The sequence below is a fragment of the Nocardioides zhouii genome (genome assembly GCF_004137345.1).
Lineage (GTDB): Bacteria > Actinomycetota > Actinomycetes > Propionibacteriales > Nocardioidaceae > Nocardioides > Nocardioides zhouii.
On the sequence record NZ_SDWV01000010.1, the window covers coordinates 92,446 to 115,531 of the forward strand.

Genomic DNA, 23,086 nt, shown 5'->3' on the forward strand with positions numbered 1-23,086 from the left:
TCCTGAGTGGACTTCGACGCCCTGATCAGCGGGTTGGACCGTCACACGTTGGACGGCATCACCCGCGGATCCATCTACGCACTCGTCGCGCTCGGCTACACCATGGTGTACGGCGTGATGAAGCTCATCAACTTCGCCCACTCTGAAGTGTTCATGGTGGGCACCTGGACCGTCCTCGGGGTCTACACCGTGCTCGGCGTGACTGCCGGAGCGGGCATCGGGATGGTCATCGCGGCCACCCTGCTCGCCCTGCTCGCCGCCATGCTGGCCTCCGCAGGCACCGCGCTCGCCGTCGAGCGGATCGCCTACCGGCCGCTGCGCAAGAAGGGCGCCCCGCCCCTCATCTTCCTCATCACCGGCATCGGCTGCTCCCTGGTGCTGGTCGAGATCTTCGGCCAGGTGCTGCGCGTCGTCTTCGGACGCCCCTTCGGCCGCGTCACCGTCAACATCCCCTCCGTGCTCGAGACCAAGACGGTGTTCACCATCCCGGGTCTCGACCTGGCGGTGAGCAACACCCGCATCCTCATCATCGTCGGCGCCATCGTGATGATGCTGGCGCTCGACACGTTCGTGAACAAGAGCCGGCTCGGCCGAGGCGTACGCGCCGTCGCGCAGGACGCCGACACCGCGTCGCTCATGGGCGTCAACCGCGAACGCGTGATCATGCTGGTCTTCGTCCTGGGTGGTGCGATGGCCGGTGTGGCCGCGCTGCTCTACACGGTCCAGTACGACATCACGAAGTTCGACATCGGATTCATCATCGGGCTCAAGGCCTTCACCGCAGCCGTCCTGGGTGGCATCGGCAACCTGCGCGGCGCCCTCGTGGGCGGTCTCTTCCTCGGGATCGTCGAGGTCTACGCGTCGGCGATCTGGGACTCGAGCTGGACCAACGTCTACGCGTTCGTGGTCCTCGTCGTCATCCTGATGTTCCGTCCCACCGGCCTGCTGGGTGAGTCCCTCGGAAAGGCACGAGCATGAGCCAGATCACCGACGCCTATCGCGGCCTCAAGCTCGGCGAGCGCTGGGACCACGCCCCCAAGCCGGTCCGCTGGTTCGTCATGCTGCTGGTGGTCGCCTTCGCGTTCTACCTGCCCTACCTCAACATCCTGCCGTTCGCCTACATCCGCACCGACCTCACCTCGAGCGGGTCGGACTGGGCGAGCGTGCTGTTCCTGATCGTCGTCTACATGATCGTGGCCGTCGGCCTCAACGTCGTGATCGGCCTGGCCGGACTGCTCGACCTCGGCTACGTCGGCTTCTACGCCCTCGGCGCGTACTCGATCGCGCTGTTCGGATCGACCAACTCGCCCGTGGTCGAGGCCATGCAGAGCAAGTTCGGGCTGTCGGAGGAGTGGGCGGTCCCGTTCGTCGTCTGCATCCCCATCGCCATCACGATGTCGCTGATCGCCGGCGTCTTCCTCGGCGCGCCGACCCTGCGGCTTCGAGGTGACTACCTCGCCATCGTGACGCTCGGCTTCGGCGAGATCATCCGCATCACCGCGCGCAACCTGGACGGGGTCACCAACGGTGCCGCCGGCATCACCCAGGTGCCGGTCCCGCCCGGACCCGAGAGTGACGGCCGGGCGTTCTTCAACACGATCGACGCCGAGCGCTGGTACTGGCTCGCGCTCGCCATCCTCATCCTCATCATCTTCCTGGCTCGCCGACTCGAGAACAGCCGGGTCGGTCGGGCGTGGCTCGCGATCCGTGAGGACGAGGACGCCGCCTCCGTGATGGGCGTGGCGGGCTTCAAGTTCAAGCTCTGGGCCTTCGCCATCGGCGCGACGCTCGGTGGCCTGGCCGGGTTGTTGTTCGGCTCCAAGCAGCAGTACGTCGAGCCCAACGCGTTCATGGTCCAGCTGTCGTTCCTCTTCGTGGCCATGGTGGTCATCGGCGGGTCCGGCAACATCTACGGTGCGCTCACGGGCGCCTTCCTGCTCACCTATCTCCCTGAGCGGTTCCGCGACCTCGTCGACTGGCGTCCCTTCGCCTTCGGTGTCGCGCTCGTGCTGGTGATGATCCTGCGCCCGCAGGGACTGGTGCCCAGCAGACGCAGAGCCAGGGAGTTCGACGATCGACGAGAAGAAGCCAAGGAGGCTGCTGCCGATGTCTGAGCAGACCCACGCAGAGAGCAGCACCGACACGGACGTCGTGCTGGAGGACACCTCCAACCACGACCAAATCGCGATCGAGACGTCCGGTGAGGTGGGCGAGGTCCTGCTCGAGCTGGACCACGTCACCCTCCGCTTCGGCGGCGTCGTGGCCCTCAACGACGTGAACTTCCAGATCCGCCGGGGCGAGATCCTCGGGCTGATCGGGCCCAACGGTGCCGGCAAGACGACCGCGTTCAACGCGATGACGGGGGTCTACACCCCGACCGAGGGCGCGATCCGCTTCAAGGGCAAGGAGATCGCGGGCATCAAGCCGCACACGATCAACCACCTCGGCATCGCGCGTACGTTCCAGAACATCCGGCTCTTCCCGGAGATGTCGGCGATGGAGAACGTGATGGTGGGCTGCGACGCCCGCCACAAGACGAGTGTCGTCGGCGTGCTCTTCCGGACCTACCGCGTGCGGCCCTCCGAGGAGGAGCTGCCCGAGTCGGGCATCCGCCGCAGCCTCGCCAAGGTGTTCGGCATCAGCCGCCACACGCTGGAGGAGCGAGCCGGTCGTCGTCGGTCGATGGAGCTGCTGCGCTTCGTCGGCATCGCCGACCGGGCGCACGAGCTGGCACGCAACCTGCCCTACGGCTACCAGCGTCGCCTCGAGATCGCGCGTGCCCTGGCCACCGAGCCGGAGCTGATCTGCCTCGACGAGCCGGCTGCCGGCTTCAACCCCGCGGAGAAGGAGGACCTCATGGGTCTCATCCGCCGCATCCGCGACCTCGGCCACACGGTCCTGGTCATCGAGCACGACATGAAGCTGGTCCTCGGCGTCACCGACCGCATCGTCGTGCTCGAGTTCGGCCAGAAGATCGCGGAGGGCAGCCCCGAAGAGGTCGCCCGCAACCCGAAGGTCATCGCCGCCTACCTGGGAGAGCCCGACGATGCTGCTTGAGATGAAGGATGCCGTGCTCAGCTACGGCAAGATCGAGGCCCTCCACGGGATCAGCGTGCAGGTCAAGGAGGGCGAGGTCGTCTCGCTGATCGGTGCCAACGGTGCCGGCAAGACCTCGACCATGCGTGCCCTGTCGGGCGTACGCGGGCTGTCCGCCGGCTCGGTGACCTTCAACGGCGAGGACGTCACGAAGCTGCGCGCCGACCAGCGGCTGCGCAAGGGCCTCGTGCTGTGCCCCGAGGGGCGCGGCATCTTCCCGGGCATGACGGTGACCGAGAACCTCAACATGGGCGCGTACACCCGCAAGGACAAGGCGGCCATCGAGGAGGACTACGACCGGGTCTTCGACCTGTTCCCGCGCCTGCTCGAGCGCAAGAAGCAGATCGCCGGCACCATGTCCGGTGGCGAGCAGCAGATGCTGGCCATCGGTCGCGCCCTCATGTCGCGCCCCAAGCTGCTGATGCTCGACGAGCCGTCGATGGGCCTGGCGCCCATGCTGATCCAGCAGATCTTCGACATCATCACCGAGATCTCGCAGCAGGGCACGACGATCCTGGTCGTCGAGCAGAACGCCAAGCAGGCGCTCACGCGCAGCGATCGCGCCTACGTCCTCGAGACCGGCAACATCGTCAAGACGGGCACCGGCGCCGAGCTTCTCGACGATCCGTCGGTGCGCGAGGCGTACCTCGGCGTAGCCTGATCGCAGTGCCGGGCGATAGGGTCGCCCGGGTGTGGTGCCGTGAAGGGACGGCAGGGGGCCACGGTCCGTGCACGAGGAAGTGGTGGGTCGATGAGCCGTACTCCGGTGACCGTACGTGCAGCAGAGCCCTCTGACGCGGCTTCGCTGCGTGAGCTGTGGGGCGACATCCTCCGCCGCGGCGGGCTCGACGAGCAGCTCGCCGACGTGTCGGTCGTGATCGCCACGGCGCACGAGCGTGACGACCACTGCATCGCGGTCGCCGAGATCGACGGCGAGGTCGCCGGCGCCGTCTACCTCGAGGCCACGACGTTCACGCCGCTCAACCTCGAGCCGGCGGTGCTCGCCGTATCGCCGCACGTCTTCCAGCGGTTCCGCCGCAAGGGCGTGGGCAGTGCGCTGATGGAGGCTGCCTGTCGCTTCGCCGAGCAGCACGGGATCACCCACGTGCAGACGGCCGCAGCGGCCGAGGCACGCGACGCCAACCGCTTCATGGCGCGGCTGTCGTTCGCCCCGCAGGCGATGCTGCGCGCGTCGACCACCAGCGCCGTACGCGCTCGGCTGCCGCAGTCGCGGCAGGTGACGCATGCCGTGTCGAGCCGTCAGCGCATCGACCGGGTGCTCGCCGCGCGGCGGGTCCGGCGCGAGCGCGTCCCCGGCTGACAGCGGTCAGACAGGATCGGTGTACGTGACCGGCGTGCCGGTCGTACGGGCGTACGCGATCTCCCGGCTCGTGGACTCGCCGACGTAGCCGCCGGGGTTGACCACCAGGACCCGGTCGGCCAGGTCGATCTTGCGCAGGTGCAGGTCGTCCAGCACGGCCTTCTGCTCGGGCGTGACCACCTCGTCCGCCTCACCCGGGGCGACGACGATGACGCCCGCGAAGGTCAGGTCGCGGTTCGCGGCGCGCATCTCGTCGGTGAACCGGGTGGAGCCGCAGATGCAGACGATCTCGGGTCGCTCGGGCACGCCTCAGCCCTTCGGCGCGTCGAGCAGCGCGCAGGTGATGCGTGAGGTGCAGACCCTCCGACCCTGCTCGTCGCTGATGACGATGTCGTACGCCGTCGACGACCGGCCCAGGTGGATCGCGGTCGCGACGCCGGTGACGGTGCCCGTCGTGGCCGACCGGTGGTGGGTGGCGTTGATGTCCACGCCCACGGCGATCTTCGCGGGGTAGGCGTGGATCGCCGACCCGATCGAGCCGAGCGTCTCTGCCAGCACGACCGACGCTCCGCCGTGGAGGAGGCCGAAGGGCTGGGTGTTGCCCTCGACCGGCATGGTCGCCACCACCCGTTCGGCGGCGACCTCGACGAGCTGTATGCCCATCTTGTCGTTGAGTCGTCCGTTGCCCTCCGGCATGAAGTCGAGCAGCTCCTCGATGCTCAGGCCGGCCAGTGTCTGTGGGGTCGTCATGGCGCCCATTCTGCTGTCGGTGGCGGTGGATAGAGTCGGCGGGTGCCCCAGGAAAGTGTCACCGCGCGTGAGCAGTCCCGTCCCCGCCTCCTCCTGCTCGACGGCCACTCGCTGGCCTATCGCGCGTTCTTTGCGCTGCCGGTGGAGAACTTCGCGACGGCGACCGGCCAGCACACCAACGCGGTCTACGGCTTCACCTCGATGCTGGTCAACGTGCTGCGCGACGAGGTCCCCACGCACGTGGCGGTGGCCTTCGACAAGTCGCGCCAGACCTTCCGGCTCGAGCAGTACAGCGAGTACAAGGCCAAGCGCAACAAGACGCCCGACGAGTTCAGCAGCCAGCTGCCGCTGATCCGCCGGGTGCTCGACGCACTGTCCATCCAGCACCTCGACGTCGCCGGCTTCGAGGCCGACGACATCATCGCCACCCTCGTCACCGAGGCCCTGGCCGACGGGATGGAGGTGCTGATCCTCACCGGTGACCGCGACTCCATCCAGCTCGTCACCGACAGCTCGACCGTGCTCTACCCGATGCAGGGCGTGAGCAACCTCGCCCGCCTCACGCCGGCGGCCGTCGAGGAGAAGTACGGCGTCCCTCCGCACCGCTATCCCGAGCTGGCGGCGATCGTCGGCGAGACGTCCGACAACCTGCCCGGCGTGCCCGGGGTCGGCCCGGGCTTCGCGGCGCGGTGGATCAACCAGTTCGACGGCCTCGACAACGTCATCGCCCGCGCCGACGAGATCACCGGCAAGAAGGGCGAGGCGCTGCGCGATCACCTCGGCGACGTGATCCGCAACCGCCAGCTCAACGCGCTCGTGCGCGACATGTCGCTCCCGTTGCACCCGGGCGACTTCGACCGCCGCCCCTGGGACCGCACCGCCGGCCTCGAGCTCCTCGACGAGCTGGAGTTCCGCGGCGAGCTGCGTGGCCGGCTGCTCGACACCATCGACCCGGCGCCCGTCGACGAGCTGACCGCCGAAGCGGGATTCGAGCTCGACGGCGTACGCCTGGCGCCCGGTGAGGTGGCCGCCTGGCTCGAGGAGCACGCGCCTGCGGGGGAGCGGGTCGGCGTCGCGGTCACCGGCACCTGGCGCGCGGGCACCGGCGAGGTGGTGGCGATCGCCGTCGCGGCCGACGACGGCAGTGCCGCGTGGGTCGATGTCGCCGACATCGGGCCCGACGACGACGCGGCCGTGGCCGTGTGGCTCGCCGACCCCGCACGACCCAAGGCGCTCCACGACGCCAACGGCCCGAGCCTGGCGCTCGCCGCGCGCGGCTGGGAGCTGTCCGGCCTCGCCGTCGACACCGCACTCGCGGCCTACCTCGTGCAGCCCGACCAGCGCTCGTACGACCTGGCCGACCTGACCCTGCGCTACCTCAGGCGCGAGCTGCGCCAGGACACGACCGACGCCGACCAGCTCACCCTCGACGCCCTGGACGACACCACCGCCAGCGACGCGGCGATGCTCACGGCACGTGCGGTGCTCGATCTCGCCAACGCCCTCGACGGAGCGGTCGAGGAGCACGGCGGCACCGGTCTGCTGCGCGACGTCGAGCTCCCGCTGATCGGCACGCTGGTGCGGATGGAGCAGGTCGGCATCGCCGTCGACACCGACTACCTCGAGGGCCTCGAGTCCGACTTCGGCGACCAGGTCCGCACCGCGGCCACCGACGCGTACGACGTCATCGGCAAGGAGATCAACCTCGGGTCGCCGAAGCAGCTGCAGGTCGTGCTGTTCGACGAGCTCGACATGCCCAAGACCAAGCGCACCAAGACCGGCTACACCACCGACGCCGACGCCCTCCAGGTGCTGTTCGAGAAGACCGAGCACCCGTTCCTCCAGCACCTGCTGCGCCACCGCGACGTCATCCGGCTGCGGCAGACGGTCGAGGGCCTGCTCAAGACCGTGGCCTCCGACGGCCGGATCCACACGACGTACAACCAGATCATCGCCGCCACGGGCCGTCTCTCCAGCACGGACCCCAACCTCCAGAACATCCCGATCCGCACCGAGGCCGGGCGCCGGATCCGCGAGGCGTTCGTGGTCGGTGAGGGCAACGAGTCGCTGCTGACGGCCGACTACAGCCAGATCGAGATGCGGATCATGGCCCACCTGTCCGAGGACGCCCTGCTCATCGAGGCGTTCCGCTCGGGTCAGGACTTCCACTCCATCACTGCCGCCCGGGTGTTCGAGGTCGACGCCGCCGACGTCAGCGTGGAGCAGCGAGCCAAGATCAAGGCGATGAACTACGGCCTCGCCTACGGCCTGTCCGCGTTCGGGCTCTCGCAGCAGCTCCGCATCAGCACCGGCGAGGCGGCGGGGCTGATGGAGGAGTACTTCGAGACGTTCGGCGGCGTACGCGACTACCTCGGCGGCATCGTCGACGAGGCCCGCAAGTCGGGGTTCACCGAGACCATCCTGGGCCGTCGGCGCTACCTGCCCGACCTCACCAGCGACAACCGCCAGCGCCGCGACACGGCCGAGCGGATGGCGCTCAACGCACCGATCCAGGGATCGGCCGCCGACCTGGTCAAGGTCGCGATGCTGGGCGTGGAGCGGGCGCTGGCCGAGCAGGGGCTGCGCTCGCGGATGCTGCTCCAGGTGCACGACGAGCTCGTGTTCGAGGTCGCGCCCGGCGAGGGCGAGGCGCTCGCCGAGCTGGTCCGCAGGGAGATGGGCGGCGCGGCCGACCTCGCGGTGCCGCTCGACGTGTCGATCGGCACGGGTCGCAGCTGGCACGACGCGGCTCACTGAGCCGGCGAGTCCTCCCGAAGCTTGACGAAGCTGATGACCAGGAGCGCCGCCAGCAGCACGGCCTCGACGCCGAGCACCACGACGAGCAGCCCCGGCACGGTGGACACCATCGTCGAAGCGAGGCCGGCGACCGCCACGAACCCGACCCACACCAGTGCCATCGACAGCACGCCGCGGTGGGCGAGCACCGAGTAGACCAGCAGCTGGAGCAGGGACATGCACATGCCGAGCAGGGCGAACGCCCACAGCAGCCCGCGAACCTCGTCGTAGTCCTGGCCGCCGGCGAAGGCAAGCGCGATGTCCGGGAGCAGTGCGGCGCCGAGCACGCACGCCGCGCCCGAGCCGCCGACGAGCGCCATGCTCCGCAGGAGCGCGCCCGCGTGGCTCGGGCTGGCCGACATCGACGGGAAGGCGATGACGACGACGAACTGCGGCAGGAACATCACCGCCCGCGTCACGATCAGGCCGGCTGCGTACAGGCCCGAGTCATGTGCATCGAGGACGGACCGCCCGACCAGCATGTCGATGTTGGTCAGGGCGAAGTAGGCGAACAACGCCTGTGAATTCACCACCGACTCCTTGATGACCGGCAGCAGGGTGCCCCGCTCGGTGGTCGCGCCCGACTCGCGGCGGTGGCGCAGCACCACGAAGCCGTAGAGGACGGGGGCGTAGAAGCCGAGGGTGACGCCCAGGAACGCCATGAACTCGGTGGGCTGCCACAGGATCAGGGCCAGTCCGATCACCAGGCGCGGGACGCCCGAGAGGACGTAGAGGATGGCGAGCTCCCGCCAGCGCCTCTCGCCCTGGAGGATGCCCGCCTGGGCGCCCGTCATGGTCATCGCGGCGGCGGCGACGCCGACCAGCAGGGCCGACGGCAGGCTGGAGAGGTCGAGCAGGCGGTTGACCAGCGGCGCCCCGAGGAGGAGCAGGCCGCCCACCAGCAGTGACGCGCGCAACGAGACGCGGAGGATCTCGCCCTCGATCCGCCCGACCTGCGACGGGTCGGCGCTGATCCGGCGGGCAGCGGTGGCCTGCAGTCCCAGCATGACGACGCTGAGGATCAGCACCAGGTTCATCAGAGCGAAGAAGGCGCCGTAGGCGACCGGCCCGATCACGCGTGCGGTCGTCATCGTGAAGGCGTACGTCGCGACGTTCATCGTCATCATCGCCACGGCGATCTGACCGCTGCCGCCCAGGAGGCGGCCCACGCCGCCGCTGGTGCGCCCGGCGCCGGACGCGCGGCGCGCCAGACCGCGCCCACCTGTGGTCATGCGGCACACCCTAGGGTGCTGGCGTGCAGGATCGGACGTGGGGCGCGGCGGCTCGCTGGCTTCCGACGTGCTGGGCGCTGGTCCTCGCGGTCCTCATGCTGGGCGGCGCGCTGGGCCGGGGATTCGTCCTGACGTACGACATGGTCTGGGTCCCCGACCTCTCGCTCGGCCTGGACGCGCTCGGCCTCGGCACCGCGCTGCCGAGGGCGGTCCCGTCCGACGCGGTGGTGGCCGTGCTCGACGAGGTCGTCCCGGGCGAGGTCCTGCAGAAGCTCGTGCTGCTCGGTGCCCTCGTGTCCGCCGGCTCCGGCGCGGCCGCGCTGTGTGGTCGCGGAACCGTGGCGCGCCTGGTGGCAGCGACCGTGTTCGTGTGGAACCCCTTCGTCGTGGAACGGCTGGCGATCGGCCACTGGCCCGTGCTCGTCGGCTACGGGGTGCTGCCGTGGGTCCTGCTGGCCGGTGCGACGTGGAGGAGGACAGGCTGGCTGCCGGCGCGCCTGGCGGTGCTGCTGCTGGTCGGGAGCCTGAGTGCCACGACCGGGCTGGTGACGGCCGTCGCCGTTGTCGCCGCCGCGGCCGAGCGGTCCCGCCGCCGGTGGGTGGGGCTGGCGGTCCTCGTGGGGGCGGCGAATGCCCCGTGGGTGGCCTCGGGGTTGCTGCACGCGGGGGAGGCCACCTCCAGCGCGGTCGGTGCCGACGTCTTCGCGCCGAGCAGCCGGGAGGGCCTGCTGCCCGCGCCACTGCACTTCCTCACGCTCGGAGGAGTGTGGAACGCCGAGTCGGTGCCGGGTTCCCGCACCGGCGTGCTCGCCGTCGGCCTGACGATCCTGCTCGTGCTGTTGGCCGCGGTCGCCCTGCGACGCGGATGGTCGAGCGTCCCTGTGCTGCTGCGGACGCCACTGCTCGTCTGCTGGTCGGTCGGGATGGTCCTAGTGGTCGCGACCTGGGCACTCCCGGACGCAACCGGTCGGCTCGCCGGCACCGTCCCCGGGGGCGGGCTGCTGCGGGACGGTGCGCGCATGCTCGCCCTCGCGGCGCCCCTGACCGCGGTGCTCGCAGGCCGCGGGGCCGACGCGGTGGTGCGGGTCTTCCCCGACACGGCGTCCCGCACGATGGTCGCCCTCGGCTGTGTCCTGGCGCCTGTCGCGCTGATGCCGGACGCTGCCCTCGGCCTGTCGGGCCGCCTGGCCGCCGTCGACTACACCGCGTCGTACGAGGGGGCGGTCGAGGCGCTGGCCACGCTTCCTCCGGGGGACGTCGTCCTGCTGCCGTTCCAGAGCTACCGGGCGCCGTCGTGGAACGGCGGCCGGCCCGTGCTCGACCCCCTGGGTCGCTACCTCGGCAGGCACGTGGTCGTCGAGGACCAGCTCGTGGTGGACGGCGAGACCCTGGCGGGGGAGGACCCGAGGGCTGCCGAGGTCCGGGACGGCCTCGCCGCCCCGACGCCGGAGGCGCGGGCGGAGGCACTGCGTGCCGCGGGCGTACGCCTCGTGGTGGTCGAGGACGTGGACCGGGTCGAGGTGCCCGAGGTCGCGGGCGACACCGTCGGGGAGTACGGCGAGCTGCGCGTCGTCGACGTGGGTCCCGGCGCTGCACCACCGCAGCCCACGGGTGCCTGGGTGACTGCCATGGCTGTCGCGTGGGCTGCCTGGGCGAGCCTCCTGCTCGTGGGGATGGTCCGCCTGCGCCGCGCCCGCCGCTCGAACTTTGCACAATGATTGCGTTGCGCTGGCTACCGACTGGTACCTTTCGGGGCGTACCCAGAGGAGGGACTCGGATTCATGAACAATCTCGTCACCCCGGTCGTCAGCTGCGTCGTCGGCGGAGTCCTCGCGGTTGCCACGCTCATGGGCGTCATCGCGAACCAGACCAGCGCCCCGGAGCAGTCCCCGGGCACGATCGATTCTCCCGAGTTCAGCTACGGCGCCACCATCGAGTGACGGCTCCGGCCTGATCGACCTGAGCCGTCAGGCTCATTCCTCGTCGGGGTCCTGAGCGTCGACCCGCTCGCCCCGCAGCACCGCTGCCAGGACGTGGGCGAACGACTCCTGCGCGTGCTCCCAGGTGAACTGGTGGCTCATCTCGAAGGCCCCGTCCCCGAGCTGCTCGCGCCGTCCGGCGTCCTCGAGCAACGTGCCCAGCGCGTCGGTGAGCGCCCGGGCGTCGTCGACGAGGAGTCCTGACCGTCCGTTCGCGATCGACTCGCGGGTCCCGCCCGCCGAGGCGTACGCCACGGTCGGGGTGCGGTGCATGCCCGCCTCGCCGACCACGAGCCCCCAGCCCTCCTTCAACGACGGCAGGGCGAGCACCCAGCTCGTCTCGAAGAGCTCGTGCTTGCGCACCTCGTCCACGTGTCCCTCGAACTGGACCGTGGAGCCAGCGCCACGCTCCTGCGCGTAGCGGTGCAGCTCGGCGTCCCACCACCCGCCGCCCACCACGTGCAGCCGCAGGTCGGGGTGGCGCTCGCGCAGGTCGAGGGCGGCGTCGATCGCGTGCTCCACCTGCTTGTGCGGGACGAGCCGACCGACCACCGCGATGCTGGGATGGGCCGACTTCCCCGCGCCCGTGCCGACGACCGGGTCGGTGCCGTTGTGCACCACGGCGATCCGCTCGCGGTCGACGCGGAGGACGGTCAGCTCATCGCGCGTTGCCCGGGAGACCGCGACGTACTGGCACGACCGGTAGAGCCGGGGCGCCACCCGGTGCTCGATCGCCCATCCGACCTTGCCGGCGAGCCCGGGGTAGACGACCGGCCACTGCTCGCGGTGCACGTGGTGCACCAGCACCACCACCGGCGCCCGGGTGGCGGCGCGGGTCATGAAGGGCATCCCGTTCTGGACGTCGACGACGAGGTCGACGTGGCCGAGTCGGCCGCGCGCGAGTGCTGCGAAGCCGGACTGGTAGACGGTCAGCTTGGAGCCCCGGCGGACGAATCGCACGCCGTTGACGACCTCCTCCGGAGGCGCCGCGGCATGGGCAGCGCAGAAGACGGTGACCTGGGCGCCGCGCGCCACAAGGCCCTCTGCCATCTTCTCGAGGTAGCGCTCTGCGCCACCTCCCTCGGGGTTGTGGGTGTCGCGCCAGCTGAAGAAGGCGACGTGCTTCCCGGCAAGGTCGTGCGTGTCGGACATAGGGGCACACCGTACAGCTACTGCGGGGTAGGGTCGGCGCCGTGCCGAGCCCGACCGTCCCATCCGAGGTGTCGTCTGCCTCCTCCGGACAGCGGCGCTGGCGGGCCGACCTGCGTCGTTCCGTCCACCTCCTGCGGGAGTTCCGCTTCGAGCAACCGGACCCCGCGCGCTTCTACACCGCCCTGGCGCGCGACTCCGCGGCGCAGGTGGCGCAGTACGTCGACCTCCGCGGTGCGCGGCTCGTGGACGTCGGCGGCGGCCCGGGCTACTTCCGTGACGAGTTCGTCCGCGCGGGCGCCGACTACTTCTCCGTTGATGTCGATGCGCACGACGTGACCGAGGCGCGGGGACACCGGGTGGTCGGCAGCGGCATGCAGCTTCCGTTCCGGACCGGGTCGTTCGACCTCGCCTACTCCTCCAACGTCCTCGAGCACGTCTCCGACCCCTGGCAGATGGCCGAGGAGATGCTCCGCGTGGTGCAGCCCGGGGGAGTGGTGTTCATCAGCTACACCGTCTGGTTCGGGCCGTGGGGCGGCCACGAGACAGCGCCGTGGCACCTGGTCAGTGGCGCCTTTGCCCGACGGCGCTACCGGCGCACGCACGGGCGCGAGCCGAAGAACCGCTTCGGCGAGTCGCTCTTCGCGGTCACGGTCGCCGACGGCCTGCGCTGGTCCGGGTCGCAGCAGCACGGCGAGGTCCTCGACATCACTGCTCGCTACAACCCTCGCTGGGCGCACGTGCTCCTCCGCATCCCGATCCTGCGGGAGGTGACGACGTGGAATCTGGTGATCGTCCTGCGCCGTCGCTGACCACCTTCAGGCTGAGGCTCGTCGCGGGGTGCGTGGCGCTGCTGGCGCTCGCCTTCGCCCAGCTTCCGGGGTACCTGCTCTTCGACACCAAGTTCGACCTGGTCGTCGACCCGTGGCACTACCTGTCCCGCGCCCTGCACATGTGGGACTCGAACGGCGCGATCGGTCAGCTCCAGAACCAGGCCTACGGCTACCTGTGGCCGATGGGACCGTTCTTCGGGGTCGGCCAACTCCTCGACATCCCCGGTTGGGCGCTGCAGAGGCTCTTCATGGCGCTGGTCATGTGCGTCGCGTTCACCGGTGCGGCCAAGGTCTGCAAGGCCCTCGGCGTGCGCTCCGACGTGGCCTGCCTCGTGGCCGGCTTCGCGTACGCGCTGTCGCCGCGGATGGTCACGACGGTCGGCACCATCTCGATCGAGTCGTGGCCGTCGGCCCTCGCGCCGTGGGTGCTGCTGCCGCTCATCAAGGGCGCCGCAGAGGGATCGCCGCGCCGGGCCGCGGCGCTGTCCGCGCTGGCGGTCGGCATGGTCGGCGGGGTCAACGCGACGGCCAGCTTCGGCGTGATCCCGGTCGCCGCGATCTGGTTGCTGACCCGGCAGCCCGGCCCCCGCAGGCGCGCGCTGATGGTGTGGTGGGTGCTCTTCACGGCCTTGGCCACGCTCTGGTGGCTCGGGCCGCTGTTCTTCCTCGGGTTCTACAGCCCGCCGTTCCTCGATTTCATCGAGGCGTCGGCGCTGACCACCACTCCCACGTCCCTGTTCGACGCGCTGCGCGGGGTCTCGCACTGGGTCCCCTACATCGACGCCCGGTGGCAGGCGGGGCGCGACCTCATCAGCGTGCCGACCCTGATCCTCAACAGCGGCATCCTGCTGATGCTCGGCATCGCGGGCATGGCGCACCGCCGGAACCCGCACCGGGTCTTCCTCGTCCTGAGCCTCCTCCTCGGACTGTTCATGGTCGGCCTGGGACACACGGGTGCACTGCAGGGCTGGTTCGCCGGGCCGTTGCAGTCCGCCCTCGACGGGCCGCTCGCCGCGGCCCGCAACGTCCACAAGTTCGACCCGGTGGTCCGGTTGCCGATGGTGCTCGGCATCGCGTTCCTGCTCGAGGCACTCACCGCGCGCGAGTACTGGGCCCGGACGCGCTCCGGTGCGCTCCGCCCCCTGACGTACGCCAGCCTCTCCGTGCTGGCGGTCATCGCCGTGGCGGGCGCGGCTGCGCCCGCGGTCCAGGGCCGGATGGCGCCGCTCGGCGCGATCAACGAGGTCCCGGGCTACTGGGAGGAGGCGGGTGCCTGGCTGGACGGGCAGGGCGACGAGGCCGTCGCACTGATGTCACCGGGCGTGGGGGTGGCCCAGTTCGTGTGGGGCACGCCCAACGACGAGCCCCTGGAGTTCCTCGTCGAGGAGGGACGGTTCGGGGTGCGCTCGAACATCCCGTTCGTCCCCCCGGGCAACATCCGCTACCTGGACGCGGTCGAGGAACGCCTCGCGCAGGGCCGGCCGTCAGCGGGGCTCGCGCCCTACCTCGCTCGCGCGGGTGTGCGGTTCCTCGTCGTGCGCAACGACGTGATCAAGGCTCCCGACATCCCGGACACCGTGCTGCTCCACCAGGCGCTCGAGCAGTCACCGGGGATCGTGCGCCAGAAGGGCTTCGGCCCGAACCTCGGTTCCGAGCCCTACCTCCTCACCGGTGAGGACCGGAACGTGATCAACGGCGGGTGGCAGACCAACTACCAGGCCATCGAGATCTTCGAGGTCACCACGGGCGGGCCGGGGGCCGTCGCCGCCGACACCCTGCCCGTGGTGGTCGGCGGACCCGAGTCCCTGCTGTCCCTGGCCGACGCCGGCCTGCTGGACGAGCAGCCGACGGTGCTGGCCACCGATGCCGACGCCGGTGCTGCACCGACGGGACCGGTCATCCTCACCGACGGCTACCGGGACCGCGAGCGCTACTACGGCCAGCTCCACGACGGCTACTCCGCCACCACGCTGCCGGAGGACCCGCGGCGTTCGTCCAACGCGGTCAAGGACCTGTACGTCAATGCGGGCGACGACCGCTGGCGGACACGTGCGACCACGCTCGGCGCTGCCAGCGTGACGTCGTCCTCGGCGATGTCGGACTCCTCCGCGCCCGGAGGCGCCCGACCGGGGGAGTCGGCCTTCGCGGCGATCGACGGTGACCTCGACACGGCGTGGGCCTCCCAGCCGGGAGCCACTCGGAGGCCGAGCTGGACGCTTGCGCTCGACGAGCCGCAGGAGATCGACTCCGTGGAGCTGGACGCGGGGAACGATGCGCCCGAGAGCCAGACGCTGCGCGTCGTCACGCAGGCAGGCAGCACCCAGGAGTTCAGCCTCGGCGCCGGCGACTCCCGCACCGTCGCGCTTCCTCCGGGAGAGACCCGGTGGCTCCGGTTGGAGACGTCCGGCCAGGCAACCGGACTGCAGGCGAGGATCGCCGAGATCCGCGTGCCGGGCGTGACGGCGCGCAAGGAGCTCGTGCTCCCGACGGTGCCCGACGCCTGGGGCAGTCCAGAGGCCGTGCTCCTGGAGGCCGCGCTCGATGCACGTACGGGATGTGTCGACGTCGATCTCTCGGTGCGGTGCCAGGAGGGGCGCGACAGGACGGGCGAGGAGGAGACCGGGTTCGCCCGGCGCTTCGAGCTCCCGGAGGCGGCCACCTACCGGGCGCAGCTGTGGGTACGCCCCGGACGTGGCCGTCCGGTCGAGGAGGAGCTGCTGCGCGACTTCCCGGTCTCCGTGACGTCGTCCAGCCAGGCTGTCCCCGACGCCCGGGCCTCGGGCTTCGCCGCCCTCGACGGAAACGACGGCACCACCTGGCTGGCGTCGCGGAGCGACGGTGCCCCCACGCTCGAGGCACGGTGGGTCGGACGCACCCTGGTCCGCGGCATCGACCTCACCGTCAGCCCGGACGCCGCAGCCCGCGCGCCCCGGCGGGTGCTGGTGTCCTGGCGTGGCGGCTCGACGGAGGTCGAGCTCGACGCCGACGGCCGCGCGCGGTTCGATCCGGTGCGTACGGACTTCGTCTCGATCCGGATCCTCACCAGCGACCTGACCTCGAGCATCGGCTTCGACAAGTCAGTGACCAGCCTCGCTGCCGGCATCAGCGACCTGACGATCCTCGGTGCCCCGTTCACCTCGCTGACGCCGAGCGCCACTGCTCGGTTGCTGCCGTGCGGCTCCGGACCGGACGTGGTGGTCGACGGCGTCGAGCACCCGACGCGGCTCACCGTCTCCCCGGCCCAGGTCTACGACGGTGACGAGGTGCCCGCAACGCTGTGCGGGGGCGCGTCGCTCCCGCTCGCCGCCGGGGAGCACCAGGTGACCGTCGACAACACCGACGTCTTCACGGCCACGCGCATGACGCTCGTCTCCCCGGACTACCGCCCGGGCACGTCGACCGCCGTCCCGTGGGAGAGCTCGGACGCCGACTCGCGCACCGCGGAGCCGCCCGCCGGCGCCGACGTGCTCGCCTTCCGGGAGAACGGCAACCACGGGTGGCGCGGAGCCCAGGACGGAGAGGACCTGACCGCAGTCCGCATCGACGGGTGGCAGCAGGGCTGGCTCCTCGACGAGACCGCCAGCGGTCCCGTGACCGAGACGTACGGTCCGGAGCGGCTGTACCGATCCGGCCTGCTGGTCGGCGCCCTCACGCTCATCGGACTGCTGGCCCTCGTGCTCTTCTGGTGGCGCAGGCCCCCGTCGAGCCCCGCTGCTCCCGTCGGCACCCGGATCCTCTCGGGAGGGACCTGGACGATCCTGACGACGGTGTCCCTGGGCCTCATCGCAGGCTGGCCGGGCGCGGTCCTGGCGCTGACGGGAGTGCTGGCCGTCCGACGCTGGGGGGCGCCGGGCGACGCCTGGTCATGGACGGCCGGGCTCCTCGTCCTGGGCGCCGCGGTCTACTACGCGTTCCACGCCTGGGGTGCGGCCGACGGCTGGGGAGGGACCCGGCTGCTGCCTCAGCTCGCGGTGCTGCTGGCAATGGTCCTGGTGGTGTCCTCGGCCGCGCGACCGAGCGAACGCAGCCGCATCGCGGGCAGCTCGACGAAGCGGTAGAGGAGCTCGGCGAGCGGCAGCGTGATGAGCAGCGTCAAGCCCACCACCTGGGGTCCGTTGGTGCCGACGAACAGCTCGTAGGGGGTCACCCACATCACGAAGTGGAGCACGACCAGGTGCAGGCAGAACACGCTGTACGAGATGTGGCCGAGGTGGCGCAGGAGCGGCCGTGACATCAGGTGCGTGTAGCGGGAGTCCGGGGCGTTGAAGGCGCCGGACGTGACGAGCACCGCGCCGATGGCGGCGTAGAGGACCTGCTTGGTCAGCGCCTCGGCCTCGGTGGGCGGTGCCAGCATCGTGGGTCCGCCGAGCGGGGTGGCCGCCACCACGAGCAGGCCCAGGGCCAGGGTCCAGCACACACCGGGGGACCGCCCCAGCGAGGCGAGCGCCTGGGTGACGGCTCCCGCACGCCCGTTCTGGTGGAGCAGGTGCGCCCACGCGAGCGCGATGCCGGCGCCGAACCACAGGAGGTAGCTCGGCAACCAGTTGCCCGGGACGCCCGTGGCCAGGCCGTCCTGCACGCGCTGCTGCAGGGCGAGTGTCCACAGCACGTTCACCGCACACATCGCGCCGACGACGGACAGCACCCGCCGGGTCCGCGGCCGCGCCCCGGACCGCCCGGTCGCGAGCAGCATCAGCACCGGCAGCGCGAGGTAGAAGGAGACCTCCGTCGCCAGGCTCCACATCTGGGTGAGCCCGGGTCGGTAGGTGTCGGTGGCGTAGATGTCGCCCATCAGCAGGACCGTCGCCCAGTCCGTGAACGTGGCGTCGGAGTTGTCCTCGATGAACACCATGGCCAGGAGCACGGCGACGACGTACGCCGGGTAGATGCGCAGGAACCGCTTCCAGAAGTAGCGCCCGGTCGGTTCGGCCGGCTCGCGGTTCCACGCCCGGCTGAGGTAGTGGTGGGACAGGAGGAACCCGGACAGCACGAAGAAGATGGCCACGCCGACGTCGAGCCTGGCGAGGACGGAGCCGAGGACGCCGTGGCGTACGTAGTCGCCGGTCCAGAAGGTGGCGTGCGTGACGACCACAGCCAGTGCGCCGACCGCGCGCAGGGGGTCGAGCACGGCGAACACAGGCGTGAACGCGCGGCCTCCCACGCCCGACACGCTCGGGGCCGTCCGGACTAGCTCGTCTCGTCCCACGCCTGCACCTTTCCCACTGCCACCTTGTCGACGCACAAGCCTAGGGCGGAGTCCCCGGTGTCGAGGACGACCTCGTCGATCGGTCCCTCGCCCCGCGCGATGTACTGGTGCAGGCCCTCGATGACCGGGACCTCGACCTCCATGTCGCCGAACGTCCCGGTGACCACGCCGTCCTCGCTCGCCAGGTAGTCGATCGCGATCCACCAGCCCGCCTCGAGCGGATCGGCGTCATCGGTGGTCTCGAGCGCGATGGCCCCTGCCCCGCCCTTCACCGCGTAGCCGCACCCCTCGATCGGTCCCGGGAGGGACACGACTCCCGGGACAACCTCGGCACGCCGGGGGACTCCCCGGTCGTCGATGATCTGCAGGTCGTTGCCCGAGGTGGACGCGTGCACGGCAGGCAGCGGACGGAAGACCCGGGACACGTAGTTGTCGGGGAACCTCAGGGGGCTGACCACATCTTCCGGGACCCACACGTCCACGACGTGCAGGTCGCGCAGGCCCGCGGCCTCCGCGACGTTGCGCGTGTATACCTTCGCCACGTAGTCGTCGTGCCACAGCGCGACGTAGCGGGTGGTGCTCAGGCCGGCTCCGGCCAGCAGGACCAGACAGACCGTGAGACGCCCGACGAGCATTCGCCTGCCACGGTCGTCGTGCGGGACGGCCAGGGTCCGGGGCGAGTCCACCGGGCGACGGGCGTCGAGCAGCAGCAGACCGAGCGTCAGCACGATGACCGGCGTGGCGTCGGCGAGGTAGCGCAGCTCGAGGGCCGCCACCGGGCCGACGACCGAGGCCCGGCCCACGCCCAGCAGCGCGAAGATGGCCACCAGGTAGCCGGCGAGGATGAGCAGGGCCCGCCAGCGCGCGCCACCGCGCTGGTGCAGCCAGTACGCCGTCAGCGCGAAGAGGCTCCAGGTCGCTGTCACGGCCCACGAGGGCGGGTCCACCAGCCCGGCGGGCGCGATGGGGTTCCACCACTGCCAGGGCCCACCGACGAGCGCCGGTCCGAGGCTGAGCCTGAAGAAGTTGTCGGCGAGCGCGCCCCACTCGAGGTCGTAGCCCTCGAGCGGGCTCTCGACGGTGGTGACGTAGAGCGCGGTGTACGCAGCGCCGAGGGTCACGAGTGCGACCCAGAGGGGAGCGTACGCACGCAGCGTGCGCGTGGCGCTCTCGCGGATCCTCGCCGAGAGCGCGGTGGTCGGGGGCGTGGAGTCCTCGGCGCGCGGGGCGAAGAACAGGAACGCGACGGCGGCCACGACGGGGAGGATCAGCGCGGCCTTGACGTAGAAGGTCATGCCCAGCAGGACGCTCGCCAGGGTGAGGCAGAGCCACAGCAGGCGTCGGGTGCGGACGTACCGCACGGCACACGAGATGGCGAGGAAGAAGGCCGCGTGCAGGGGGACCTGGTTGATGGCAGCGGCCCACCACATGTACGCCGTCAGGGTGAGCGGCGACGCGAGGTAGACGAGCAGCAGCGGGATGATCGCCCACCGCCGGCCGAACACCGTCACCAGCATGAGCAGGCAGGCCGCGGACGCCAGCGCCTGGGCCGCGACGAGGATCCCCGCGGCGGCCGTCCAGTCCTGGGGTCCGGAGTTGGTCATCACCCACGCGCTGAGGATCCCGCCCGGCATCAGCTGGCTGTCGTGCGGCGTGAAGAGCTCGGTGAACGTGAGGGGGACGTCGTAGAGGCGCGCCATCAGGTTGAAGTCGTCGCCGATGAACCAGCTCCCGGCGCTCGCCCAGGCGCGGACGGCGACCTGAACGGCGACCAGTGCCACGCCGACCAGCACCACCGGATGGGTCAGCCACCTGAGCGGCGCGGAAGCGTGGGTCCCCCTGCTGCTCGCCGTCACGCGGGCACCTTATCCGGCGGTTCGAGCCGGGTCGGCGTCCAGCGCCAGAGCATCACCCGGCACGCGGTTCGGGTTCACCGACGTGCACGTCGGTGACGCAGACTGAGCCCTCGGCGTCGTCCGGCATGCTCATCAGGACGGTGTCGGCGACCTCGCCGTCGAACTGGACGGCGCGCGTCTGCATGCCCGACGGCAGGGTGAGCTCGACGTCGGTCGAGCCCAGCTCGACGAGGAGAGTGCCGCCCGTGTCCGAGTACGCGGTCAGCTCGAGACCCCAGCCCCAGTGGAAGAGCGCCGCCGACATGGGCACCGACGCCGGTCGCCCGGGCTCGACGTAGTAGCCGCACCCGTCGTCCGACCCCGCGGTCGACGTGCTCAGCCGGCTGATGCCGATGGGCTGCAGCATGCCGTCCTCGTCGGGCTGGTAGATCTGGTCGGCCGGTTCCCGGAAGGCGACCCGGTCGTCCAGCGGGCGCAGCATCCGCGACAGCAGGGCCCACTCGTTCCAGAAGCCCGTCTGGAGGACGGTCTGTGGTGCGTAGCCGTCCCACAGGACCACGGGGGACTCATCGGGGACGCGGAGGATCTCGCTGCGCAGGTTCTCGGTCCAGAGGCGCCCGGGGTGGGTGCCGATGCGATGGACGGCGAGCACGTTGCCCACGGCGAGCGACACGAGCGAGACACCCGCGAGCCCGACCAGCACGGCCCGTCCCGACACCGGAAGGCGTTCCGGGAGCCCGATGCGGTCACGCCTCGGGCGGGTGAGGGCCAGCACGAACGCAAGCACCACCACCGAGAACGCATCGACCGTGTAGCGCTCGTCGTTGACGGCCAGGCTGCCGAGGTTGACGAAGCGCGAGCTGAACAGCACGAGTGCCCACGAGACGAGGACGTACGCGGCGGCGACCGTGAACGGCGCCCACGACTGACGTCGCGTGACCACGAGCACCAGCACGGACAGAGCCAGCACCAGTGACGTCACCACTTGGACGACGGGCGCCGCCTCGGAGAACGGCTGCGACCCGCCCGGCATCGACCCCCAGGGTCCGCCGAGAGTGGCGGGCGCGAGGAGGTTGCCCAGGCCGCTCCACACGAAGTCCAGCGCCTCCCTCACGGACGGGGGACTGCTGAGGTTGACGCCCAGCTCGTCCTGGTCGGTGCTCCCACGACCCAGGAAGAGGTAGAGGGCGACGTACGCGAGGGCGACCGCGCCGAGTGCGGCGAGCGTGACCAGGTGCCGGCGTACGCGCTCGACGATCCGTCCTCCGCCGGCGCACACCAGGACCATCGCGAACGGCGCGACGAGGAGGACTGCCTTCTCCCAGAAGAAGAGGGCGACGACGAGGACACAGACGAGGTGGACGGTCGCGCGACGCGACGGCGCGCGCGCCATCCCCGCCGCCACCAGCACGCCCCACGCCAGGCACGCCTGGAGGGGCACCACCTGGAGCGCCGAGGCCCACCACAGCGTCGGCCGGAGGAACAAAGGCGACAGCGAGAGCAGCGCGAGCGGGACGAGCACCCACCGCAGCTCGCCCGCGACACGGGCCAGCGCGCGACCCCACAGGAGGACGACCGCTCCCGACGCCACGGCGGTGAGCAGGATCGGTACGCCGTAGTCGAGGGGGGCCAGCCGGGTCACGATCCACATCACGAGGAACTCGCCGGGCATGAAGTGCCCGTGGTACATCTGCAGCATGTAGTCGGGCAGCGACATCGTCGCCGCGTTCGACACGTAGACCCAGTCGTCGTCCTGCCACGACCAGCGCGCCACCGTCCAGCCACGCCACACCAGGGTGACGGCCGCGATCATCCAGACTCCGCGTCGGTACGGCGTGGCGAACGCGGCGCTGAGGAATGTCACGGCCGCGATGCTAGTCAACGCATCTCTCCTGCGCGTTCGCTATCCGCCGCACCTACTTGCTGGTAGCCTGCGGCGACTTCATTGATCCTTGGGAGGACTGCTCGTGCGTAAGGTGATCGCTGGGCTCTTGCTCGGTCTGGGTTCGTTCCTCCTGGTCGCTGCCCTCACGGTGGTGGTCTGGGGCGCCGACGCCGTCAAGAAGACGCCCCTCGACACGGACTCGGTGACCAGCCTGTCCGGCACCGCCGACAAGCTCAACCCGGCGACGGGCGAGGTGGAGTCGCTGCAGGTCAAGGCCGCGAGCGTGACGCAGGCCGATGCCGAGCTGTCCGACGACGACGTCGTCGTGTTCGTGAACACGTCCTGCCTCGTGATCGACGAGGGCGACGTCCCCCAGTGCGTCGACGACTCCGACGACCGTCTCGTGAGCGCGAGCAGCGACGTGTTCGCCACCGACCGCCACACTGCCGAGGCCGTCAACGACGAGCAGTACGTCCCGCCGAGCGCCGGCGAGAAGTCCGGGCTCATCAACAAGTGGCCCTTCGACGCCAAGAAGGAGGACTACTCCTACTGGGACGGCCTGCTCGGCGAGGCAGTCGACGCCGCCTACGACGGCACCGAGACCATCGACGGCCTCGAGACCTATCGCTACCACGTGCTGATCGAGGAAGTCCCGGCAGTCGTGATCAGCGACATCGACGGCATCTACTCCCAGGACAAGTACCTCTGGATCGACCCGACGACGGGCGCGATCATCAAGCAGACCCAGCACGAGGTCCGCGCGCTCGAGGACGGCTCGACCCTCCTCGACATGGAGCTCGCCTTCACCGACGACCAGGTCGCTGCCAACGCAGCGGACGCCAAGGACAACGGTCGCCTGCTGGGCATGCTGACCACCACGCTGCCGCTCGTGGGCTTCATCGGTGGTGCGATCGCACTCCTGGCCGGCCTGTTCCTGATGCTCGCGTCGCGTCGTCAGCGGGAGCCCGCGACCGCGGAGTGAC

The 23,086-nt window shown here is 70.6% G+C and carries 18 protein-coding genes; 11 read left to right on the forward strand and 7 right to left on the reverse strand.

All coding sequences use genetic code 11. The features are described from left to right. Positions 1–6 precede the first annotated feature (6 nt). The 5 genes from EUA94_RS11585 (at position 7) to EUA94_RS11605 (ending at position 4,417) form a co-directional block, all read left to right on the forward strand. A complete protein-coding gene (locus tag EUA94_RS11585; RefSeq protein WP_129427035.1) occupies positions 7–978 on the forward strand; it encodes a branched-chain amino acid ABC transporter permease in 972 nt (323 codons plus the stop codon). Next, entirely contained in the window at positions 975–2,114 is a 1,140-nt protein-coding gene (locus EUA94_RS11590; protein ID WP_129427036.1) for a branched-chain amino acid ABC transporter permease, read from the forward strand. The genes EUA94_RS11585 and EUA94_RS11590 overlap by 4 nt, the downstream gene beginning before the upstream one ends. Then, positions 2,107–3,057 (forward strand): ABC transporter ATP-binding protein, encoded by a 951-nt coding sequence (locus EUA94_RS11595; protein WP_129427037.1) that lies wholly within the window; start codon positions 2,107–2,109, stop codon positions 3,055–3,057. The genes EUA94_RS11590 and EUA94_RS11595 overlap by 8 nt, the downstream gene beginning before the upstream one ends. Then, entirely contained in the window at positions 3,047–3,757 is a 711-nt protein-coding gene (locus EUA94_RS11600) for an ABC transporter ATP-binding protein (RefSeq protein ID WP_129427038.1), read from the forward strand. Before EUA94_RS11595 ends, EUA94_RS11600 begins: the two co-directional genes overlap by 11 nt. Before the next feature lie 90 nt (positions 3,758–3,847). Further along, positions 3,848–4,417 (forward strand): GNAT family N-acetyltransferase, encoded by a 570-nt coding sequence (locus EUA94_RS11605; protein ID WP_129427039.1) that lies wholly within the window; start codon positions 3,848–3,850, stop codon positions 4,415–4,417. A gap of 6 nt (positions 4,418–4,423) precedes the next feature. On the opposite strand, the gene EUA94_RS11610 is transcribed toward EUA94_RS11605, so the two are convergent. Next, on the reverse strand, positions 4,424–4,723 hold the full coding sequence (locus tag EUA94_RS11610) for a hypothetical protein (protein WP_129427040.1): 300 nt from the start codon (positions 4,721–4,723) through the stop codon (positions 4,424–4,426). 3 nt (positions 4,724–4,726) lie between these two features. Continuing rightward, positions 4,727–5,167, reverse strand: a complete 441-nt coding sequence (locus EUA94_RS11615) for a hotdog fold thioesterase (RefSeq protein WP_207210510.1) — start codon at positions 5,165–5,167, stop codon at positions 4,727–4,729. 42 nt (positions 5,168–5,209) lie between these two features. Here EUA94_RS11615 and polA point away from each other — a divergent pair, with 42 nt between their 5' ends. Beyond that, complete coding sequence (polA, locus tag EUA94_RS11620; protein WP_129427042.1) at positions 5,210–7,924, forward strand: DNA polymerase I; 2,715 nt, start codon at positions 5,210–5,212, stop codon at positions 7,922–7,924. Here the strand turns inward: polA and EUA94_RS11625 are convergent. After that, positions 7,918–9,195, reverse strand: a complete 1,278-nt coding sequence (locus tag EUA94_RS11625; protein WP_242494814.1) for a lipopolysaccharide biosynthesis protein — start codon at positions 9,193–9,195, stop codon at positions 7,918–7,920. The genes polA and EUA94_RS11625 overlap by 7 nt on opposite strands. A 23-nt stretch (positions 9,196–9,218) precedes the next feature. Here EUA94_RS11625 and EUA94_RS11630 point away from each other — a divergent pair, with 23 nt between their 5' ends. Next, positions 9,219–10,913 (forward strand): MmpA family trehalose lipid delivery protein, encoded by a 1,695-nt coding sequence (locus tag EUA94_RS11630; protein WP_129427043.1) that lies wholly within the window; start codon positions 9,219–9,221, stop codon positions 10,911–10,913. Positions 10,914–10,976: 63 nt separating this feature from the next. Further along, positions 10,977–11,135: a hypothetical protein gene (locus tag EUA94_RS22140; protein WP_165356864.1), complete on the forward strand. Its 159-nt coding sequence runs from the start codon at positions 10,977–10,979 to the stop codon at positions 11,133–11,135. Between the two features lie 33 nt (positions 11,136–11,168). On the opposite strand, the gene EUA94_RS11635 is transcribed toward EUA94_RS22140, so the two are convergent. Then, positions 11,169–12,326 (reverse strand): glycosyltransferase family 4 protein, encoded by a 1,158-nt coding sequence (locus tag EUA94_RS11635; RefSeq protein WP_165356865.1) that lies wholly within the window; start codon positions 12,324–12,326, stop codon positions 11,169–11,171. A gap of 41 nt (positions 12,327–12,367) precedes the next feature. Between EUA94_RS11635 and EUA94_RS11640 the strand changes: the two genes are divergently transcribed. Next, positions 12,368–13,135, forward strand: a complete 768-nt coding sequence (locus EUA94_RS11640; RefSeq protein ID WP_242494815.1) for a class I SAM-dependent methyltransferase — start codon at positions 12,368–12,370, stop codon at positions 13,133–13,135. After that, on the forward strand, positions 13,102–17,214 hold the full coding sequence (locus EUA94_RS11645) for an alpha-(1->3)-arabinofuranosyltransferase domain-containing protein (protein WP_165356866.1): 4,113 nt from the start codon (positions 13,102–13,104) through the stop codon (positions 17,212–17,214). The genes EUA94_RS11640 and EUA94_RS11645 overlap by 34 nt, the downstream gene beginning before the upstream one ends. Here the strand turns inward: EUA94_RS11645 and EUA94_RS11650 are convergent. From EUA94_RS11650 to EUA94_RS11655, 3 genes are read right to left on the reverse strand one after another with little or no spacing between them, the layout of a single operon-like run. Next, positions 17,118–18,317 carry an acyltransferase family protein gene (locus EUA94_RS11650; RefSeq protein ID WP_165356867.1) on the reverse strand — a complete coding sequence of 400 codons (1,200 nt, stop codon included), beginning with the start codon at positions 18,315–18,317 and terminating at the stop codon, positions 17,118–17,120. The genes EUA94_RS11645 and EUA94_RS11650 overlap by 97 nt on opposite strands. Positions 18,318–18,343: 26 nt before the next feature. Then, a complete protein-coding gene (locus tag EUA94_RS22145; RefSeq protein ID WP_165356868.1) occupies positions 18,344–20,218 on the reverse strand; it encodes a hypothetical protein in 1,875 nt (624 codons plus the stop codon). A gap of 52 nt (positions 20,219–20,270) precedes the next feature. Further along, positions 20,271–22,082 (reverse strand): hypothetical protein, encoded by a 1,812-nt coding sequence (locus tag EUA94_RS11655; protein ID WP_129427047.1) that lies wholly within the window; start codon positions 22,080–22,082, stop codon positions 20,271–20,273. Between the two features lie 103 nt (positions 22,083–22,185). Here EUA94_RS11655 and pgfA point away from each other — a divergent pair, with 103 nt between their 5' ends. Continuing rightward, complete coding sequence (gene pgfA / locus EUA94_RS11660; protein ID WP_165356869.1) at positions 22,186–23,085, forward strand: cell envelope lipid trafficking protein PgfA; 900 nt, start codon at positions 22,186–22,188, stop codon at positions 23,083–23,085. Position 23,086 lies beyond the last annotated feature (1 nt).

What these genes read in the sequence shown, in the direction of transcription:
- EUA94_RS11635 (WP_165356865.1), bottom strand. Translation starts at nt 12,326, where the DNA reads ATGTCCGACACGCACGACCTTGCCGGGAAGCACGTCGCCTTCTTCAGC.
- EUA94_RS11590 (WP_129427036.1), top strand. Translation starts at nt 975, where the DNA reads ATGAGCCAGATCACCGACGCCTATCGCGGCCTCAAGCTCGGCGAGCGC.
- EUA94_RS22140 (WP_165356864.1), top strand. Translation starts at nt 10,977, where the DNA reads ATGAACAATCTCGTCACCCCGGTCGTCAGCTGCGTCGTCGGCGGAGTC.
- EUA94_RS11595 (WP_129427037.1), top strand. Translation starts at nt 2,107, where the DNA reads ATGTCTGAGCAGACCCACGCAGAGAGCAGCACCGACACGGACGTCGTG.
- EUA94_RS11615 (WP_207210510.1), bottom strand. Translation starts at nt 5,167, where the DNA reads ATGACGACCCCACAGACACTGGCCGGCCTGAGCATCGAGGAGCTGCTC.
- EUA94_RS11625 (WP_242494814.1), bottom strand. Translation starts at nt 9,195, where the DNA reads ATGACCACAGGTGGGCGCGGTCTGGCGCGCCGCGCGTCCGGCGCCGGG.
- EUA94_RS11600 (WP_129427038.1), top strand. Translation starts at nt 3,047, where the DNA reads ATGCTGCTTGAGATGAAGGATGCCGTGCTCAGCTACGGCAAGATCGAG.
- EUA94_RS11605 (WP_129427039.1), top strand. Translation starts at nt 3,848, where the DNA reads ATGAGCCGTACTCCGGTGACCGTACGTGCAGCAGAGCCCTCTGACGCG.